Raw genomic sequence first — 19,128 nt, 5'->3', positions numbered from 1 at the left:
GTCTACCTCCCTCTCGATTCGATCTGTCCGAGCCGGTACGCCAGCCGGCGCACCGTGCCGACCAGTGATGCACCGGTCGTGGTGTCGCCGTTGCCGATCACGGCGGTGACTTTCTCGCCGGTGTCCGGGTCCTCGGCGGCGAGCTGGATACTGCGGACGATGTCCAGGACCGTGAGCCCGGTGGGCAGGACGACGGCGACCTTGTCGCCGAGCTGGTAGTCCCGGCCGGCCTGCAGGTCCTCCGTGTCGACGGTCTCCGTCGCCAGGGAGGCCTGCGGGTTGTCGTTGCCGAGGGCCAGGACGCCGTCCTGCGTGAGCTCCCCGTCCGTGTTTGTTTTGCCGCTGGACTGCACCAGCTTCTCCACCCGGTACCAGGTGGCCTGGGCCCCCGAGGTCACCTCGGTGTAGGCGCGGGTGTTGGCGGGCTCTCCGGACCCGACCTGCTGGGCCGGGTCGTCGCCGCCCATGACGAGCTCCGACGTCGCCGTGGGCGCCGACAGGCTGAACCGCACCTTTCTCAGGTTGCCGAGGCCGGCGGAGAACCGGGCGGTGCCGGTCAGGTCGCGCGGCTGGTAGACGCCGAAGAGGATCTGCCCGCCGACCTGCCGGGCGCGGAAGCCGACGCCGTCCGGGACGGCGACTGTCCGGCAGGCGTCCAGGAGCGGTTCCATCCGGGTGGACAGGGTGCGGGTACTGCCGACCCCGGCCGCGGTGTCGAGGACGAGCTGCGGGATGCGCCGGGTGGCGAGCGCGCCCGGGCCACAGTTCTCGTTGACGAGGGTCCGGATGATCGTCTCGCTGGTGTTGGTCAGCTTGCGCACCAGGTCGGCGGTGGTCGTCTGGTTCTGCCAGGTCTTCGCGGGCTCCGGATAGGTGAGGTATCCGGCGACCCGGGCCAGGTCGTCGCTGAAGTTCACGGTGACCTCGCCCGGGTCGGCGGCCGCTCCGAGGTCCCACTCGTAGTCCTGCGGGACCTCGAGCGGCCCCGCCATCCACACGGTCCGGTCGCGGATGACGACGATCCGGTTGCCGGGCTGCAGCTGCGCCATCACCTCCGGGTACGCGGTGAGTTTCACGGACCCGGCCCCGGGCTCGTTGTACCGCTGCTCTGCCGTCAGGGCCCGCCACCCGGCGAGCGGGTCACCCTGGACGGCCAGGGCGCTGTTCGTGACCAGGAGCTCGATCGCCACCGCCCGCCCCCCTTTCTCATGCTGTCTCGTGCCGGGGGTAGAACAGGAGGTCGACCGCTGAGCCGGGGCCGCTGCCGTCGAGCTGGAACGTCACGTCGTTGAGGCCGGGCTCCAAGCCCCACAGGACCGCGTCGGGCCAGTTCAGCGCGGCCGACCAGTTCACCCCGTCCGGGGACCCGTCCTGGAAGCGGACCTGCGCCGGGTCGGTCCGGACGGTGACCGTTTCGCCGGGGGCGAGGGCTCCGTGCCCGACCTCCGCCGGGTCCAGGGCGAAGGCCTCGCCCGTCGTGGTGTTCGTGAACGTGATCAGGGAGGCGGGGCCGGTGATCGTCCAGGTCGGCCAGACCACGGCGTCCCCGGGGTTGGCCACCGTGGTGTCTCCCAGGACCTGCGAGGAGGACACCGAGGGGAACGGGTCCAGGAAGTCGGCCAGCTCCCCGGTTTCCCGGTGCACCGGGACCGGCACCCCGGCTTTCCAGTAGGGGTCCTCGCACCACAGGGCGAGCGCCACCGCGTCGGAGACGATGCCGGAGCCGCGCTTGCCCTGCCCCTCGAACCCGGCCTGGTAGAACACCTCCACGCTGCGGCTGGTGCCGTCCGGGCGGACGATCGTCAACGTCCCCGGTGTACGGCGCCCGTCCCGGCCCCGCCGCAGCGTCCGCGTGAACGCCGTCGACAGCTGCCGCCACCGCTCCAGGTACTGCAGGTGGGTGTTGCCGTAGACGTACAGCGGCCAGACGATCGTCCGCGGCTGTGGCTGTGCGTGCCGCAGCCGCGCTCCTCCTCTCGGCTGCGCGTCGGTGGTGAGGGTGTACGAGGCGGCCCCGAGCCCGGACACCCCATCGGCCAACGTGAACCAGCCGGCCCCCGACTGGGACAGCGGCCACACCGTCCCGGCCGGGTCGGTGTAGAACGCGGTGGCGTTGCCCACCTCGGGCAGCGGGATCGGGGTCCCGCCGCCCGGGGTGCCGGGGTCCGGCGTTAGGACCGGTGCTGTGATCAGGGGCATCTACTTCGGCCTCCCTGCCCGGTCCAGGGCGTCCTTGCGGCGCTGCAGCACGTCCAGGTCGCTGACGGTCATGTCCAAGGTGCGGGGATAGAAGTTGTACGTGTCCCCGCCCCGGTCCTGCGGGGCCTGCCCGCGCGGCGCAGCAACCACCGTGCGGCGTGGTGTTGTGGGCGCCTGGGAGGCCAGGGGCCGGGTCATGCCCGCCACCCTGCCCGCGCCGACCTGGGCGGCGATCCGCATGGAAGTGGCGTGGTCGATGATCTGGCTGTTGCCGTCGAACACGCGGAGCTCGGGGCCGTCCTCGCCGACCCACCCGATCTCGCCCCGCCGGGGCCGGCCGCCGTCGGCGTACCCCTTCACCTTGAGCCCATACCGGTGGGTGAACAGGGACGACTTGTAGGACCGGGCGCTGCCGCCGACGATCACACCGTCCCCGCCGCGCGACTCCACGTTGACCCCGTTCAGGGTGCCCGCGGTGTGCCCCACACCGGAGTTGGTGATGCCGATCTGGAACGGGGAGCGGGCGCCCAGGACCCAGCCGGCCGGCGCGGTGGCTCCGGAGAACGCGCCGGTCGCCCAACGGCGGTGGGGCTTCTGCCCGCGGATGACGGACTCGATCGCCGACATGAACCCCGAGCAGTCCCACGACGGGTTGCCGTTGCCTCCCCACTGGTACGGCAGGCCGTTCTGCGTACGCGCCCAGGACAGCGCGCCCTTGAAGCCCTTGCCGCCGATGCCGGAGGCCTCGAGCTTGCTGTCCGCCTTGCCGGAGTAGCCGACGATCTCTTTGATCATCCGCTTCGGGATGCCGGTGATCATGTCCCGGTAGAGAGAGGCGCTGCCGCTGATCTTGTTGAGCAGGGGCTTCACCACGGCGTTGAGCCCGGCAACCGCGCTGGCCTTCATCCCGTCCTTGAGCCAGCTCACACCCGACTTGGCGAGGTCGACGCCCTTGGACGCGGTGCTCTTCACCCAGTCGAAGATCCCGCCCCGGGCGAACCCCTGCTGGAACGGACGCAGCGACTTCCCGTGCATCGCCGCGGCGTTGACGGCCAGGAGGCGCTTGCGCTCGTACGGGTCGCGCATCGCCTCCGACACGGCGATGCCCTCACCCCGGCGCAGGGGAACGAGCTGGTCGTCACCGTCGCGGTAGGACGACTGCCCGGCCAGCACACCGCCCCGGGCGAACCCGGGGAACTTGTCCAGCTTCGGGGCGCCGAACGCGCCGGCGACTTCGTTCCAGACCCCGCGGATGCCCTTGTTGTACACGGTGTCGATCACGAACGCGACCGGCTTTTTGGCCTTGTCCTTGATCGAGTTCATGGCATCGCCGACCACGTCGGCCCCGGCCTCGAATGCCGCCCCCAGGCTCTTGGCCAGGGACTTGGCCTTGTCGATGGGCGGCTTGATGGCCTTGTCGTAGAGCCAGGACGCCCCGCCCCCGATCGCCTTGAACGCGGGCTGCAGGGCGTTCTTCCACAACCATGTCCCGGTAGCGCCGAGCGCCCGCAGCGTGGTCATGCCCGCGTCGATGGGCGGCTTGATCCCGTTGCGGTACAGCCACATGGCCCCGGAGCCGATGCCCTGGAACGCGGGCTGCAGGGCGTTCTTCCACAGCCACGTCCCGCCCGCCCCGAGCGCCTTGAAGATCGCGATACCGGCGGTTCCGGCGGGCTTGATGCCGTTGTCGTAGAGCCACATGGCCCCGGCCCCGATGCCCCGGAAAGCGGGGCCGAGAGCCGAATCCCACAGCCACGACCCGATCGCGCCGAGGGCCTTGAACGCCAGGACGGCCGGGAGGACCAGGGCGACCGTGATGATCGTGGCGAGGATCCGGGCGGCCATGCCGATGCCCGAGAACACCGGGGACAGCACCGTCGACCACAGCCACGACGCGGCCGTGCCGATCGCGTCCAGCCCGACCATGAACGCGTCGACGCCGGGCTCGAGGAACGACCACAGTGCGGCCCAGCCGGTCTTGATCGCCGACCAGGCGCCGTTGACGATGTTGCGGAACGTCTCGGACTTCTTGTAGGCGACGACCAGGGCGGCACCGAGCGCCACCACGCCGATGACGATCAGCGTGATGGGGTTGAGAGCCATGACCCCGTTCAGGAGCGCCTGAGCGGCCGCCCAGCCGCGCGTCACGGCGATGATGCCGCGTGACATCAGCGAGTAGGCGGACATCACCCCCATGGTGATGCCGGTCGCGATGGACGACGCGGTCATGGCCAGGGTGACGCCGCCGATCGCGACCGCGAGCGGCGCGAACCACAGGCCGTATTCCTTCACCCACCGCACCCCGGACATGAACGCTGTGCCGATGCCCTTGACGGCGGGCACGACGCGGGTGTCCACGAAGACGCCGAAGTCCTTCACCTTGGGCAGGACGTCGGAGTGCAGGAACGTGCCGAAGTCCATCAGGCGCGGCAGGACGTACGTGCTCAGCCCGTCGCCGATCGCCATCAGCGACTTCCGTTTGAACGTCTCGAAGCTGGTTCCGACGTCGGAGCGCAGGGCGTCGCCGGCCTTCTTCGCGGAGCCCGCGAAGTTCCCGATCTTCTTGCCCGCGGTGTCGACGTTCAGGGAGAAGAGAGCGGCCCCGAGGTCCTCGCCGGGGCCGCCGAACAGGTCCTGCACCGCCCGGGCCTTGGTCGTCTCGTCGGGGACCTGGCGCAGCCCGTCCAGGATCTGATCGAGGGCCTTGCGGGCGCCGGGGCCGCCGTCGGCGATGGCTTTCATGACGCCGCTGCCGCCGAGGCCGATCGACTTCAGCGCGTCCTTCACCGCGTCGTCGCCGCCGGTGATCCGCAGATACAGCTCCTTGAAGCTGTCGCCGATCTTGTCGGTGTCCCACGCTCCGGCGTCCAGGCCCTGCGACATGAGGCCGAGTGCGTCCTTGGTGTCCAGGCCGAAGTTCTTCATGAACGGGCTGTACTCGTTGAACGTCTCGGCCAGGTCCTCCGCCTTGACGCCGAGCTTCTGGAACCCGTACGTCATGGCGTCGACGGCCTCGGTGCCGTCCTTCGCGAACCCGGACTTCACCATGGACGCTGCGGCCTTGGCGGCCATGGTGACGTCCTGGTCGAACAGGGTCGCCAGGTCGGACACGGCGGTGGAGATCTTCCCGATCTCCTTGGTCGAGGCCTTGGAGTCGACCAGGCCCGTGCCCAGGACCAGCTTGACGGCCTCGGCTCCCTCTTCCACCGACTCGGTGACCGAGTTCGCCCACAGCTCGCCCGCGACCTGCCCGGCCTTCTTCGCGTCCGCGGCCGGGATGGACAGCTGCCCGGTAAGGGTGGCTGCGGCCTTGCCCTTGGCCAGGGAGGTCTCCAGGCCCTTGATGGCCAGCGTCCCGAAGACGGCGCCCACCGCGACGGCCCCGGCCGCCACCTTCGCCTTTATTCCGGAGACGAGGCTCTCGCCGCCCTCGGCGCCCGCGCGCGCGGACGCCTGGGCGACGGGCTCCTCGAGGTTGCGGCGCAGCTCGCGCCGGAACTGGCTCATGGACGGCATGACGTCCAGCCACACGGAAGCGGCGCGGGGCATGGGATCACCCCTTCTCTGCGTGCCTGGGTGTCGCCAGGGCGACGATCCTCAGATAGCCGGTACGGGCCTCGGCGGCCTCGCGGCGGGCCTTCTTGGCCCGCTTCTTCTTGACGGCGGGCTTCTCCGGCCGCCACACCCGGTCCGGGTACGGCTGCGCAGGGGAGTCTTCCGCCCGGTTGGCGTTGCGGAAGTCGGTCACCAGCAGGCCCACGGCGTCGACCGCGTCGGCCAGCATGAAGTCCCGGTGCTCCCAGTGATGGCCGGCCATCCTCCGGGCCAGCGCCCCGGTCGGGGGCAGGCCCTCCACCATCACGCGCAGCTTGCGCAGGGTGATCTCCCCGCGCCAGAACTCGGCGATCGGGTCGCGGGGGGCGTAGTGGTGGAGGAGGTCGGCCTCGACGGCCTCGGGGTGGGGCCCGAGGACGTCGACTACCGTGTAGGGCGCTTCTTGAGCTGCGCCTGTGAGTCCTGCTGGACGGCCATGAACAGCAGCCCGAGGTCGTTGTCGCTGTTCCCGGCGGCCCGGTACTTGTCGTACTGCTCATCGCCCAGCATCGCGCGGGCCTTCTCCGACGCGGTCTCGGCGGCGTCGACCTTCTCGGCCCATTCCTCATCGGCGAAGACGGGGTGGGGGAAGGCGAACGGTCCGCCCTCGGCGTCGAACTCGACCTGCTCGCCGCCGACTGCCTCGGCGAACTGGGCGTGTACGTCGGCAAGGTTGTAGCGCTTGCGGTTGACCTTGGGTGCCATCGTGTTCTCTCGTTTCTGGGTGGCCGGTGGGTGAGCCGGTGGGGGCACCGCGACGGCAGGGCTCACCCTGGTCCGCCGCCGCGGTGCCGGTGTGCGGGCCGGACCAGTCATCAGGGTCCGGCCGGGACGAAGTCGCGCCAGCCCGGCCCGTCGATCCACGTGATGGAGTCCGTGCCGGCGGCGTCGTCGATGTAGGCCTGGTAGGTGACGCCGCGGGCGATCTCCGCCGTGCGGGTCCACTGCTGGTTCTCGCGGCCCGAGCGCAGCGCGCTGGGGAAGTGGCGGACGATGTAGATCTCCTGGCCGGTGTCCTTGTTGAGGTCCTCGGCGATGAACACCAGCCTGCGGTAGAGGGTCGGCGGTGTCTTCGGCCTCGACCAGGTCCACGTCGCCGTCCCGAGGTCCGGCAGGGACCCTGCCCCGGACAGCGGGAGGTTCTCGTAGAGGGCGACCGCCGCGGCGTTCGTCTCCTGCGGTACCCACTGGGCGGTGACGGTGTCCGACTCGACGTCGGAGCGGGTCGGGGAGGAGGCCTGCCCGGACTGCACGTCCGAGGTGGACAGGTCGCCCGAGAACGTGACGCCGTCGGTGGTGGTGTAGCCGACGGGCAGGTACCCGGCGGGGAGTTCCTGGAGGATGCCCGCGGCGTCGAACGGTGCGGTGACCGCGTCGACGTCCGGGTCGGCGGCGAAGATGGCGTAGCGCAGGGCTTTGCGGATCAGGCCCTGCTTCAGTTCCGCGATCTCTGTGAAGTCGGCGGCGACCATGCCGCCCCCCTTTCATGGGTTGGGTGCGCGGGTCAGGCGGGCGCCTGGGCGCGGCTGGTGAGCGCGTAGGTGGCGACCGCCCGGCGGATCGCGGGGTTGCCGTAGGAGACCGGGGCCGGGCGTGAGGTGGTCTCCACTGTGTCGATGACGACCCGGGCGCCGGGCACGTGTGTGCCGGCGGCGGCCAGGAGCACGGCCCGCACGTCGCGGGCCAGGTCCCACATGGCGGTGCGGGTCGCGGCGAAGGTGTCGACGTCGACCAGGGCGGTGTCGGTGATCCGGTCGTCGCCGCCGCCGGGCAGGATCTGCACCTGGACCAGGGGGAGTTTCTTCTCCAGGTCGGCGGGCAGTTCGTTGACGACCCGCATGCCGGGCATGGCCGTGCGCACGATGAGGGCGGCGGCGTGCTCGATGTCGCCCCAGATGTGGTCCTCGGGGGTCACTGCGGGACGTCCCCGCGGTTGGGGAGGACGGTCTGCGGGGTGACGCCTGCGGCCCGTCCCAGAACCCGGCGCCGTGCGGTGTTCGTCGACCCCCACTCCTGTGCGGCCGCGTCTTGCCGGGTCGCCTCCACCTTCGCGGTGGGCCGCCCGGAGGGCCGGATCTCCTCGGAGACGTGGATCTCGCCGGCGAACCCGTCGTCGATCTCGGACGAAGCGATTCCCCTGGCCCGCTGGGCGATCTTCTCGGCCCGCGCCTTGAGCGCCTCCCGGACCTTGGGGTGTTTCATGATCTCGGTCAGGCCGCGCTCGTCGAACACGAACCGGGGTCGGCTGCTCATCCGGTGTACTCCTTCAGGATCGCCGTGGTGTGGGTGAGGAACGCCGAGACCGACGGGGCCACGCTGGGTTTCCCGTCGACCTCGTACGTGTCCGCGCCCACCTGGATGAGGTCGGTGTGGGCCAGGCCCATGCCGGGCGGGCCGAAGAACTGCCAGCGGGAGACGGTCCGGTCGGCGGCCGCGCTGAGGTACTCCACCGAGTCGAGCGGCTGCACCGAGCAGTGCTCCACGTCGACGGGGTCGTCCTCGATCCACGTCTCGTTGCCGCGGTCGTCCTCGCCGTAGTGGCGGGGAATGTGCGCGACGGTCTGGTCCATCAGGACGGAACGCCCGAACATCAGCGCCCCCACCGTGCAACAGGCCTCTGGTCCCGGTAGCGGGCCAGCTTGTCCTTCTCGACCTGGGCCAGGGACATCGCCAGGGTCTCCGTCGCGAAGGTCACCGACCGTTGCCCGGTGGACTCCTGACGCAGGCTGAGCGGGTTCACGCAGCCGCGTGAGGCGACGTCCAGGGTGATGCCCAGGACGTCGTCGGGGACGGTCTCGAACCCGTGGGTCAGGGTGACGACCGCCCGCCGCCGCGGGTCGCGGGGCGGGGAGACCACCCACAGGTCCTCGCCCTCCCGCCACCAGCCGGACGCCTCAAGGGTCTGTCCGGCGACCTGGACGGAGGAGACGGAGACGACCGGTCCGGGCAGGCGTACCTGCCCGTCCACGACCCGCAGCGCGATGGTGTCCGTGCGCCGGGTGAACGTGGTGCGGGCCTCCGCCCGGACCAGCGCGGACGCCACCCGCAGCGCCAGGTCGCAGGTGTTGGCGGGGGCGCTGCCGCGCGGGACCTGGAGCCAGTCCTCCAGCTGTTCGATGGTGGCCAGCGGCGGCAGCGCAGCCACGTCAGCCGTCCTTGACCGACGACGCGCCGGTCTCGATGTTCCGCACGACCGTGACCTCCACACCGTCCGGGCGCAGCGCTGTGTAGGTCTCGGTGCGGTCCTTGGCCGTCGACCTCTTCGCCGCGGTCTTCTTCGGCACCGGCACCACGGCGTTGACGGTGCCGTGCCCGGCCTGGGCGGCCGCGGCCTTGTCGGGGGTCGCCGAGGAGGCCCGCTCGTCCGGGTCGGTGGTGTCGGCCGGCCCGTCCCCGGGGGCGGTCGTGGACGGGGCGTCCACGTGTGCGTCCAGCCGGGTCTCCTCCGGCGGGGTGCTGTTCTTGCTCGTAGCCATGAGGCTGGTGTCCCTTCAGGGTTCAGGAGGCGAGGACGCCACGGAGGCGGGCGGCGGCCTTGCCGGAGAACACGGCGAGACCGGTGTAGAACTCGATGCGCGTGCGGTAGGCGGGCTTCTCCTGCAGCTCGCCGAGGTCGTAGACCTGCACGCCGCCGTTGGTCAGCCCGGTGACGCCCTTGTCGCCCTCGTCCTGGCCGAACTTCACGGCGTAGATGCTGGAGGCCGTGGTGGCCGAGCCCTGCGTCTCGGTGGCCGGCAGGATGTCCGCACCGGCCGCCGTCTGGCCCGGGTCCAGGAGCGGGATCCCGTTGTAGGTGGCGATCATCTTCTGGGTCAGGGCCTCGCGGATCATCTCCACACCGCCGAGCCGCCGGGCCGAGGACTTGACCTTCGCGATGGCCGAGGCGTTCGCGTACAGGGCGCCGTTGGAGCCGTTGAGTCCGGGCACGCTGGCGATCAGGGAGTCCAGGGCGTCGAAGAAGTCGTGGCCGCCGGCGACCGGGCCCATGCCGTTGGTGTCGGCGTCGATGACCTGCGCGCCGACCAGGCGCTTCTTCAGCCCGTCGAACCCCTTCGGCTCGACTGCCACGTCACCGTTGAAGAACGCGTCCTGGAACTTGTACGCGTTCGCCTTGACCTTCAGGCGGGTCTGCACTGCGCGCTGGTCGTTGAGGTTGGAGCGGGTGCGCTGGATGAACTTGTCGACGTCCGCGTCGCCGCCGAGGATCACCAGAGACTCCGACTTCTGGTTCACCGTGCCGGTCGACTCGGTGTACGCCTCGTTTACGGCTCGGAACGCGACACCCGGCAGGGTCGCCTCCTCGTCGTAGGCGTAGGCGTTGCCCTCGATCGTCATGAACGGAATCCGGTCCAGGACCGGCGACTCCTGGACGAACGTCTCGATGACACCGCGCTGGAGCTGGGTGGTCGACAGCTTGGCTGCCTCGACCAGGGTTACGGCCACGGCGGGCCCCTTTCGTCAGTGAGGCCCGCACGCGGGCCGGTTACTTGGTCTTGATCTCGGTGTTGTAGGCGTGGCGCAGCCGGTCCATGCCGGGCTGCACGTCCGCCGGGGGTGTGTCGTGGCCGCCGCCGCCGACGTCGCCCCACGGCTGCTTGCCCGCCAGATACGGGCGCTCCTTGAGAAGGTCCTCGATCGCCTTCTTGATCTGCTTGGCGTCGGGCTCCCCGTCGTCACCGACCTTGATCTTCGCCAGGTCGATGAACCGCGGGGCGTCGGCCGGGTCGGCGAGCTTGCCCGCGGCCGCCGCCTTCACCTCGGCCCGGACGATCCGGGCGTTGGACTCGGCGGTGAGCTCCTCGCGCAGCTCCTTCTTGATGGCCTCGGCGTCCGCGGGCGTCGCGCCCTGGTCGCCCTTGCCGTCGCCGTTGTCCCCCGGCTTCGCGCCGGTGTCCTTCGGCTTGCGGGTGAGCTTGGCTTCCAGCTCCTTGACGCGGGTCTCAGCCTTCGTGCGGGCGTCGCGCTCCGCCTGCAGGGCCTTCTTCCCGCCCTCACCGAGCTTGTCTTCGTCGCCGTCGCCGCCCTTGACGCCGTTGTCGGAGCCGCCCCCGTCACCGCCGTCGCCGCCGGATCCGGAGCCGCCTGCGTCCCCTCCGTCGGCGTACAGGAACGGAGAGAAAGGGTCGTGCCCATACGGGTGCGCCCAGCCGCCGCCGGTCGCGCGCAGGGTCTTCTTCCGGGTGTGGAGCATCGCGCTCCCCCTTCGTGCATGGGTGTCCGCGCGGCATCGCGCCGCGCGCCCGCCCGGGCCTCGCGCCCGGGAAGTCTGAGTTCAGCGCAGCGCGGAGACGACCGCCGCGAAGAGGCTGTCCTTGCGCAGCTGCTCGTTGGGCAGCTCGTCGTAGGGCACGAGGCACGGATGGGTTCGTGCCTGCTCGTCCTTCACCGCGCCGTGCTGCCAGCCGTCGGCCCGCTTCGCGTCGCACCAGGACTGATGCAGCTGCTCGGGACTCGCCCCGTTCAGGGCGTGCCGCACGCCGTCGATGGCGCTGTCCCGCTGCCAGGCCGGGGCTTCGTCCCACGGAGGTGAGGGGGCGGGGTCGCCGGTGATCTGCTGCCAGGCGCGGTTTGCTTCGTGGCAGACCTTGGCGATTTCTTCGGGGGTGGTCACAGGTGCTCCTCTGGGGGTCAGTAGATGTAGCCGTGCTTCTTCAACAGCCGCAGCTGGTGCTCGCGGTCGTCGGCCAGGCGCAGGATCTCCTCGGGCATCAGGCGCGGGGTCGTCGCGACCCGGTACCGCTGGCCGGGGATCTTCACGGCCTTGGAGTCCCGGGCCAGCTGCTTCCCGGCGAGACCGCGCACCGTGGCGCCCTCGGTCGTCGCCTGCACCGTGCGCCCGTGAACGGTCATGGTCTGCATGCCGCGGCGGGCGTTGATCACCTGGTTCAGGTCTGCGCCCTTGGCGAGCGCGTCCACGGCGGCCGCGCCGAGCCGCTTGCGCTGCTCCTGGGGCGACATCTGCTCCACGAGGGCCTTCGGGCTGGGGACGTCGTCCCACCGCTCGATGTCGATCGGGTCCATCCCGCAGTCGCACATCGGGTGCCGCTTGAAACCGGTGCTGTAGGAATACTGGCGCCCGGCGAGGATGATGCACCGGCCGCACGCCGGGAGCTTCACGACCCGTACGTAGGCGATGCACCGGCGGTGCGTGGCCATCGACACCATCGTCGCCGAGCGGGACGCGTCGGTGATCTGCGTCGACACCATCCGGGCCATCTGGTTCATGCCCGCCAGCGCAGCCGCCTCCGCCCCCATGCCGGCCGCGTAGGCGGTGTAGGTGGTGATCGCGGGCATGTACAGCAGCGAGGTGAGCGGGCGCCCGTCGGAGGCGACCCCGGCGAACGCCTCCGGGGCCAGGGCGGCCAGGACGGGGGCGGCCGCGTTGCGGGCGGCCATCGCCATCATGACGAACTGCTGGGCGCCCTCGGCGGCGGTGAGCTGCCCGGCGACGACCGCCTGCAGGATCGCCGCCCCCTGGTCGCCCTGCAGAGAGGCCAGAATGTTCGCCGGGTCCAGGCCCGACCAGATCGACCGGACCTGCGCGACGACGGCCTGGGCGAGGGACTGGACCTGGGTGTAGCGGGCGTCGGCCGCGTCGCTCACGCTGCCTCCTCGTCCTCCTGGCCCTCGTCGGCGTCCTCATCGGTGCCGTCCTTCGGGCCGAACGCGGACAGGGCAGCCGAGGCGGCCTGGGCGGCGGCCTGGGCCTGGGCGTCGCGCATCCGGATCCACTCGGTCACCTGCTCCTCGGTGACGCCGGGGATCATCCGCCACAGGGCCTCGTCGGGTACGCCGATCGCCTTGTACTTCGTCAGGGCGTCCGCGTACTGGGCGACGGACCGGTACTGCGGGTCGCGCCACACGGTGCGGCCCATCGCCAGCGACGCCGCCCGGGCGGGCTCCCCGGCGGCCAGGGCCTCCAGGCGCATGACCTCCAGGAGGTCCTCGCCGAAGTACGTCTGCTTGTCGGAGGCCTTCGCGACGAGCCCGGACTCGGCAGCCTCCAGCGCGTCGGCGGCGATGTTCGCCATCTCGCCGAGGAGGTACTGCGGCGGTGTGCGGGTCTGCGCGGCGATGTGCCGCACCGCCTGCGAGATGACCTCCAGGTACGCCTTGAGGTCGGCCGGGGAGAACTGGCCGATGGACGCGCCCTGCCTGGACAGCCACAGCAGGCGGTCCTTGGAGTACTGCCCGAGCGGGATGTCCTCCTCGGCAACAATGTTGTCGTCGGCGTCACGGATGTCGCGGGTCGGCTTGTCCATCCCCATCACGACGCGCTGCGGCAGGGCGGCGAAGTCGGCGGCGGTGAACAGGTGCGCCCACAGGGTGTTGATGCCGTCCTGCAGCGGGGCCACGGGGTCCAGTTCGGACTCGGGGTCGCCGTGCAGGCGGGACCGGTTCGCGATTTCTACGAGGGGGATCTCGTTGCCCATCGGGTTCACGAAGTCGACCTGCTCCGAGCGGCGCAGCCCGACCGTGCGGGTCGCCCACTCACCCCCGTTCAGCATGCGCTGCCGGCGGTAGACCATCGGCGGCCGCCCGGCCCAGGCCCGCGTGAACAGCGTCGCGAACTCATGCGTTCCGTCCGACCAGACACGCAGCCCCGTACGCCGCAGGTTGCGGGTGCCGGGCGCGTAGTCGACGACGGCCTCCCCGGCCGGGATGAACGTGATGTCGGTCAGCTCGCCGGACGGGTTCCACACCAGGGCGTGCGAGCGGGCGACGACCAGGGCGTCCAGGATCGCGAGGTTCACATCGACCCGGGCGCGCGTGCGCTTCCACGCGCGCTTGGCCTCCTGGTCCGTCGTCCCGTCCTCGCCCTCGAACGAGACGACCTCCAGGCGCTCGCGCAGGGTGTCGGGGACGGTCTTGCACCAGTTGTCGGAGAACCCCTCGAACAGGCCGCCGGCCTGCTCGCTGAACTCCGGGGACGCGAACTTCAGCGGCCGTTCCCCGCCGTACAGACTGTTCCGCTCGTCAACGCCCGCCTTCCGCGCGTCGATCCGCGCCTTGAGCGTGCGGATCTTGTCCTCGGGCCGGTCGTCGTCGGTGAGCACCTTGCCGGTCTCCAGGAGCACAGCCGCACCTCCTTACGCGCTGAGCGCCTCGTCCTTGACCGCCTTGCGGCGCAGGTAGCCGTCGACCGCGCCGACCAGGGCGTGGACCCCGTCGATACGCGCCGAGCTCTTGTCCCGGTCCGGCTTGACCGGGCGGATGTTGTCGTTGCCGTCGCGGATGATCTGCACGCAGTCCGCGTTCCAGCGGAGCACCGGGTGCCCGGCGTGCAGGAGCGCCTTCTCCATCAGCAGGCGCTCGAGCTCCTTGGCGGCCGGGCTCATGCCCAGGTACGTCTGCGCGATCGGCACGACTTCGCCGATGCGCTGGTTGGCCTCCAGGCGCTGGATGGACCCGCCGGTGAACATCCGGTCGTAGCTGATCCGCTTGATGCGGAAGCGCCTCGAGTCCTGCAGGATCTGCGTCTCGATCGCCGCGTAGTCGATCGCGTCGCCCTCGGTCAGGGTCAGGAACCCGGCGTCCGCCCACTCTTTGAGCGGTACCTGCAGCTGGTGTTCCAGGTCTCTCACCCGGCCCTCGGGCACCCACAGCCGCGGCACGATCTCCAGCTCGATGCCCGGCCGCCGCGACTTCACCACCAGCACCCAGGCCGACAGGTCGGAGACGGCGGACAGGTCCAGGCCGCCCCAGGCGTCCTGCAGCTTGAGCGCCTTGTCCGGCGACAGGTCGCCCTTGCCCTCGTCCCACAGCGGCATCGGCAGCCACTTGGACTGCATCGACATGCGCCGGTTGAGGTACAGCCGGCAGAACCCGGGGAACGCCGACGGCGTGGTCTTCGCCTTCGTCGCCGCGTCCCGGATCGACTTGATCGACGGGAACCCGTACCGCAGCCCGGGGTTGGCCTTGTGCCACGTCGCCTCGGCGAACGGGTCATCGTCCTCGGAGGCCGCCCAGATCACGCCGTAGTGCGACGGGAAGGTGATCACGTTCTCGGCGATCCGCTTCGTGAACGTGTGCTTCTCGTCGTAGATCGTGAACTCGGAACCGTCGTCCGCCGTCGTGATGTACACGATCAGCGGCTGGTCGCGGGCGCCCGTCCCGGTCTCGATCGCCTCGATCAGGTCCCGGGACTTGTGGACGTGGACCTCGTCGACCACACCGCCGTGGACGTTCAGCCCGTGCGCGGCCTCGGCGATCCGGGACAGCGCCCGCAGGATCCCGCCGTTGCGCCGGCCGACCAGGACCGCGGCCTTCGCGTCGACCGCCTGGCGGCCCTTGCGGGACGAGAGCGCCATCTGCTTCGCGTCGTTGAATACACGGGAGGCCTGCTCACGGTCGATGCCCGCGGTGTAGACCTCGGGGCCGTGCTCCCGGTCGGCCAGGAGCAGCGTCAGCGCGATCCCCGACGACAGGGTCGACTTGCCGTTCTTACGGGGAACCTCGATCCACGCGGACCGGATGACCCGGACGTCGCGCTGCAGCTCCTCGTCGTAGAACAGCCACCCGAAGATCGGGGCGATGACCCAGACGACCTGCCAGGGGGCGAGCAGCAGCGGAGTGCCGCCCCACCGGGCCTTGGTGTGCTTGAAGCTCTCGATGGCCCGCTTGGCGCGGGACGCGGCCGCCACGGAGAACCAGGCACCGTCCTGGCGGTCGGCGTGGAACGCGACGGTCAGCGGCCGCGACTCGAGGGCCTCGTCGATCTGCTCGTCGGACAGGCCGAGCTCGAGGAGCGCGGAGCGCGGCACGGGAAGGCCGGCGGACAGGTCCTCGAGAGAGAGCTGCTCAGTCGAAGACGCCGCTGTCGTCGTCATCGTCTCCGCCTTCCGGCGGCGGGATCCGGCCGCGAGCCGACGGCGACAGCCCGAGCTCGCCGATGTACGCCTTGAGCTGGGTGCGGTACTGCGACGCCACCGTGGTGAGCGGGTTCCGGCACGGGCCGCGCTGTCCCATCGTGATGAGCCCTTCCACCGACAGGCGGTACTCGCACCACTCCAGCCGGGCCACGCACACGCAGTAGTCCACGATCACGGAGCGGTCGACCGCGCCGAGCCCGGTGCCGACGACGAGCTGCGGCACGACACGCGACCACTCACGCGCGGCCGCCTCACGGCCGGCCTCGGCCGCCTCGGCCGCGAGCTTCAGCCGCATCCACGCCGCGACCTCGTCCCTGTACTCGCGCAGCTGCTCCTCGTCCGCGCCGCGCGGTGCCCGCGGCTTCCGGCCGGGCTTGATGTCCGGGAAGAACGCCGTCCAGGGCGGTTCGAGCAGCTCGGACGGCGGGAGCTTCGCACCCTCCCGTACGGGCCGGTGTCCGGGGTTGCCCTCGCGGACGACCTGCAGGGGAGGCTTCGGCTTGCGTCCGGGGACGGCCACGGCCCACCACCCCCCTCCCGCACGGAACGCCCCACATGTCCGCTATGGGGGCGCTGATCAGAACCCTGCGATACGCGGCCACACGAGTCGCCCTCCCCGGCGGGCTGCCGGAGGCAGCCGGGGGAGTCACCCCCCAGGGGAGGGCGGGACGAGGGCGAAGTCGTCGGGGTTCGATCCGTTCGCCCGGAGGATGCCGCGGGCGAAGTCGATGAGGAGGCGGGCCACTTCGGTGACACCCTCGTCCGGCGTGGTGACGTGGACCGTGTCGATGAGCGCCTCATCGGCGTGGCCGACGCGCAGGTAGACGGGCATCGGCGCAGGTTCAGGCTGGGTCATCGCGCGTTCCATCCTCCTGGTTGATGCTTGGCTGTCTCGCTGCTGTGGCATGGCACGCACAGTGGACGCAGATGCTTGTCCGCATCAGGGTCGGCCTCGCCCCGTCGCACCAGCTCCTTGCGTGACAAGGGATGGTGGTCTGCTGCTCGAGCTGGGCGACCACAGAGCACGCACCACGGATGTGTGTAGAGGTAGGCGGCTCGGCGTCTGGCCCATCGGGTGTCGTAACCGCGTTCACTGCTGCTGCCTCTGAGGGCCTCGGCCTGGGTGGTGTGGGTGGGGCACCGGCCCTGGGTGACGAGGTGGGGGCATCCGGGGATTGGGCAGGGCCTACGGGGCCGGGAGGGCATGGGGCCTCCCTGGGGTCACGTCTCGAGGAGGTGGTCAAGCGGGCCTCTTGCGGCGGGCTTGCCGAGGTCGATGAACGCCTGCCACGCCGCCTTGTCGGCCTCTGGAGCGTCCAGGTAGGCACCCAAGGCGGCCTTGGCGGCCTGACGCAGGGCGCGCAGCTCGTCGGGGGTGAGGTGCAGGGTGTGGCGGATGACCTTCTCGGTGCTGAGCTCGGGCATGGATGGCCTCCTGGCGTGATGAGGCCCGGCGGCGCGGTGTGCGCGGCCGGGCCTGGGTGGCGCTACTGGCTGAGGATGCGGGCCTTCTGCGCCTCGAACTCTGCGGGCGTCAGGACACCCGCGTCACGGAGGCCTGCGAGTTTCGCCAGCTCGTCAGCGACAGATGACGGTGCAGCTGCTGGCGCTGCGTGCCGAGTGGAGTGCTGGGCAAGGACCGCAGCGTCGAGCTCGGCGCGGAGTTTCTCGAAGGCTGGCATCTGCTGCTTGGTGAAGACGACTGAGTTCTCGTCCTTGGCTGCGTTTGAGGTCTGCGAGCCGAGGCGGCCGCGGACCTCGTTGCCGCCGGGGACGGTGAACTGGATAAAGCCGTTGACCATGGCACCGGCGGGCTTCCACTGGATCGCTGAGATCTGGCTGATGTGTAGTCGCTTCTCACCCTTGCCGTGGGTGGCGCGGGCTAGGAAGCCCTTGCGTGTGATGGTGACGTATTGGCCGTCGAACTCGATCTGTCCGCCCTGGCCTGACACTTCGGTCATAGCTGCCCCCTTGCTCTTGGTGGGGGAAGAGTGTCACAGGCGTGAAGGCGGCGTGATGGCTTCGGGTATGCCGACGAGGCGTAGGGCGCGGGCACGGGTGGCGAGTTCGGCGCGGGCGACGTCGGCGAGGTCGTAGAGGGGGTGGCCGTGTTCGGTGAGTCCGGTGCGGGTGAGGTGGCCGCGTGATGCCCAGTCGCGGATGGTGGTGGGGCGGACGGCGGCTGCGCCGGCGGAGAAGAACCGGCGGGCCTGGGTGGCGTGGGCGGCGGCCTGGGCGGTGGTGAGGAGCTCGGTGTCCATGGGCCTCCTCCGGGACGCAAGGGAGCCCCTGGCCGATGGTCAGGGGCTCTGTAGACACACGTGTGGTGGTGGCATCAGTGTCGCGCCAAAGGTGGATCTTGTCCAGCGGCGTTCTGTGGGGCGTGGCGACGCCCCCGCCGGTACGGGTCGGCGGGGGCGTCTGGCCGGGCGCTACCCGGCGTGCAAGGGCCAGTGTGTCAGGGCTTCTTGGAGGCCTTCTCCTGGTCGCGCTGCTGCTTGCTCGCCTCGTTCTTCTTCTTCAGGTCGCCGATGCTGATGCTCTTGGGGAGCTTGGACGGTGCCATGGGTCAGGCCCTCTCGTGGTGGACGTGGTGGCGGACGGGGTTGACGGGGTCGGGGGTGATCCGGAAGGGGCTGGAGGGGGCGTTGCCGACGTTGTTGTTGTTGGGCTGACCTGGGACAACAACGCCAACAACGGGGGGCTCAGAAGGGGTTGGGGGGAGGGGTGGAAAGTCCTCTCGGTGGACCCCCTCACGCCCACCCACCGGGGGCACCCGTACGCCGGGCCGTACGCGCACCCCGTGGCGGGTGAGGAGGGCGCGCACGTGGCCGGTCTTCCAGGGGGTGGCGGGGAGACCCATCAGAGGGGTGCGGGAGAGGCGCTCGGCAAGGTGGGCGAGGTGCACCCCGGAGCCCTCCGTGTAGGCGTCGGCGAGGATGACGGCGACGTACCCGAGGGGGAGCAGCTCGGAGGGGTGCTGCTCGGGCTCCGAGGCCTCCTCGGCCTCCTCCTCGGGCTGCTCCTGGTCGCCGTCGGCGGGCTGCTCCTGCTCGGTGCCTGGCGCGGGCGGGAGTGCGAGGTAGCCGAGGGCGAGCGCGGTGACCACCCAGGCCGCGGCCGCGATGATGACGGCGACGGTGGTGTACGGGGTGGCCTTCGTGACGCCGAGGACGATGGCGAGCCCGACCCAGCGGAGCCCCACGGACCCCTCGGCGTCCGCGGGCTGCCGCTTCGCCGGCGCTTTCGCGGCCACCTTCTTCGGCTGCTCGGGCTGCTCCCCCGGAGCTTCCTCGGGCTTCCCCTCGGCGTCGTCCGGAGCGTCCCCGGGCTGCTCCTTGGCGGGCTCCTGGGGTGCGCTCGGCGGCTTGGGGGTGGCGTTGCACAGCCAGTCGACGGTGCGGCGGGTGAGCTTCTCAGAGCCGAGCCAGAGGGCGGTCCAGAAGCGAATCCAGGCCTCCAT

The 19,128-nt window shown here is 70.8% G+C and carries 23 protein-coding genes; all 23 read right to left on the bottom strand.

Translation table 11 applies throughout. From position 1 onward, the window contains the following. Positions 1-2 precede the first annotated feature (2 nt). The gene (locus AC0VY3_RS33665) at positions 3-1,190 is read right to left on the bottom strand and encodes a siphovirus ReqiPepy6 Gp37-like family protein (RefSeq protein WP_475551355.1); all 1,188 of its coding nucleotides are present in this window, start codon (positions 1,188-1,190) and stop codon (positions 3-5) included. 16 nt (positions 1,191-1,206) lie between these two features. Next, a complete protein-coding gene (locus tag AC0VY3_RS33660) occupies positions 1,207-2,199 on the bottom strand; it encodes a phage tail family protein (protein WP_475551354.1) in 993 nt (330 codons plus the stop codon). Then, on the bottom strand, positions 2,200-5,748 hold the full coding sequence (locus AC0VY3_RS33655) for a phage tail tape measure protein (RefSeq protein WP_475551353.1): 3,549 nt from the start codon (positions 5,746-5,748) through the stop codon (positions 2,200-2,202). Between the two features lie 4 nt (positions 5,749-5,752). Continuing rightward, positions 5,753-6,058, bottom strand: a complete 306-nt coding sequence (locus AC0VY3_RS33650; protein WP_475551352.1) for a hypothetical protein — start codon at positions 6,056-6,058, stop codon at positions 5,753-5,755. A gap of 119 nt (positions 6,059-6,177) precedes the next feature. Next, positions 6,178-6,498, bottom strand: coding sequence for a hypothetical protein (locus AC0VY3_RS33645; RefSeq protein ID WP_475551351.1), 321 nt, complete (start codon positions 6,496-6,498; stop codon positions 6,178-6,180). A gap of 110 nt (positions 6,499-6,608) precedes the next feature. Further along, on the bottom strand, positions 6,609-7,265 hold the full coding sequence (locus AC0VY3_RS33640; RefSeq protein ID WP_475551350.1) for a phage tail tube protein: 657 nt from the start codon (positions 7,263-7,265) through the stop codon (positions 6,609-6,611). Between the two features lie 32 nt (positions 7,266-7,297). Further along, positions 7,298-7,642, bottom strand: coding sequence for a hypothetical protein (locus AC0VY3_RS33635; protein WP_475551780.1), 345 nt, complete (start codon positions 7,640-7,642; stop codon positions 7,298-7,300). Between the two features lie 62 nt (positions 7,643-7,704). Next, positions 7,705-8,046 carry a hypothetical protein gene (locus AC0VY3_RS33630; RefSeq protein ID WP_475551349.1) on the bottom strand — a complete coding sequence of 114 codons (342 nt, stop codon included), beginning with the start codon at positions 8,044-8,046 and terminating at the stop codon, positions 7,705-7,707. Then, positions 8,043-8,384: a hypothetical protein gene (locus AC0VY3_RS33625; protein ID WP_475551348.1), complete on the bottom strand. Its 342-nt coding sequence runs from the start codon at positions 8,382-8,384 to the stop codon at positions 8,043-8,045. Before AC0VY3_RS33625 ends, AC0VY3_RS33630 begins: the two co-directional genes overlap by 4 nt. Further along, positions 8,384-8,938: a hypothetical protein gene (locus AC0VY3_RS33620; protein WP_475551347.1), complete on the bottom strand. Its 555-nt coding sequence runs from the start codon at positions 8,936-8,938 to the stop codon at positions 8,384-8,386. The genes AC0VY3_RS33625 and AC0VY3_RS33620 overlap by 1 nt, the downstream gene beginning before the upstream one ends. A 1-nt stretch (position 8,939) precedes the next feature. Next, positions 8,940-9,269 (bottom strand): hypothetical protein, encoded by a 330-nt coding sequence (locus tag AC0VY3_RS33615; protein ID WP_475551346.1) that lies wholly within the window; start codon positions 9,267-9,269, stop codon positions 8,940-8,942. Positions 9,270-9,291: 22 nt separating this feature from the next. Further along, a complete protein-coding gene (locus AC0VY3_RS33610; protein ID WP_475551345.1) occupies positions 9,292-10,236 on the bottom strand; it encodes a major capsid protein in 945 nt (314 codons plus the stop codon). A gap of 40 nt (positions 10,237-10,276) precedes the next feature. Next, a complete protein-coding gene (locus tag AC0VY3_RS33605; protein ID WP_475551344.1) occupies positions 10,277-10,984 on the bottom strand; it encodes a hypothetical protein in 708 nt (235 codons plus the stop codon). A gap of 81 nt (positions 10,985-11,065) precedes the next feature. Continuing rightward, a complete protein-coding gene (locus AC0VY3_RS33600; RefSeq protein ID WP_475551343.1) occupies positions 11,066-11,404 on the bottom strand; it encodes a RyR domain-containing protein in 339 nt (112 codons plus the stop codon). A gap of 17 nt (positions 11,405-11,421) precedes the next feature. Next, complete coding sequence (locus AC0VY3_RS33595; RefSeq protein ID WP_475551342.1) at positions 11,422-12,396, bottom strand: VG15 protein; 975 nt, start codon at positions 12,394-12,396, stop codon at positions 11,422-11,424. Then, positions 12,393-13,871 (bottom strand): phage portal protein, encoded by a 1,479-nt coding sequence (locus AC0VY3_RS33590; protein WP_475551341.1) that lies wholly within the window; start codon positions 13,869-13,871, stop codon positions 12,393-12,395. Before AC0VY3_RS33590 ends, AC0VY3_RS33595 begins: the two co-directional genes overlap by 4 nt. A 12-nt stretch (positions 13,872-13,883) precedes the next feature. Further along, complete coding sequence (locus tag AC0VY3_RS33585) at positions 13,884-15,623, bottom strand: terminase large subunit (protein WP_475551340.1); 1,740 nt, start codon at positions 15,621-15,623, stop codon at positions 13,884-13,886. Next, positions 15,595-16,185 (bottom strand): P27 family phage terminase small subunit, encoded by a 591-nt coding sequence (locus AC0VY3_RS33580; protein ID WP_475551339.1) that lies wholly within the window; start codon positions 16,183-16,185, stop codon positions 15,595-15,597. The genes AC0VY3_RS33585 and AC0VY3_RS33580 overlap by 29 nt, the downstream gene beginning before the upstream one ends. Before the next feature lie 126 nt (positions 16,186-16,311). Then, the gene (locus AC0VY3_RS33575) at positions 16,312-16,521 is read right to left on the bottom strand and encodes a hypothetical protein (protein WP_475551338.1); all 210 of its coding nucleotides are present in this window, start codon (positions 16,519-16,521) and stop codon (positions 16,312-16,314) included. 365 nt (positions 16,522-16,886) lie between these two features. Then, positions 16,887-17,090: a hypothetical protein gene (locus AC0VY3_RS33570; protein WP_475551337.1), complete on the bottom strand. Its 204-nt coding sequence runs from the start codon at positions 17,088-17,090 to the stop codon at positions 16,887-16,889. Between the two features lie 62 nt (positions 17,091-17,152). Continuing rightward, entirely contained in the window at positions 17,153-17,626 is a 474-nt protein-coding gene (locus AC0VY3_RS33565; protein ID WP_475551336.1) for a DUF4429 domain-containing protein, read from the bottom strand. Between the two features lie 33 nt (positions 17,627-17,659). Continuing rightward, positions 17,660-17,926, bottom strand: a complete 267-nt coding sequence (locus AC0VY3_RS33560) for a MerR family transcriptional regulator (protein WP_475551335.1) — start codon at positions 17,924-17,926, stop codon at positions 17,660-17,662. Between the two features lie 308 nt (positions 17,927-18,234). Next, positions 18,235-19,128 (bottom strand): hypothetical protein, encoded by an 894-nt coding sequence (locus AC0VY3_RS33555; RefSeq protein ID WP_475551334.1) that lies wholly within the window; start codon positions 19,126-19,128, stop codon positions 18,235-18,237.

It is taken from the genome of Streptomyces sp. iso_384 (assembly GCF_056172905.1).
The sequence above is the reverse complement of the archived record's forward strand: the minus strand, read 5'-3'. Positions and strand labels throughout refer to the sequence as shown.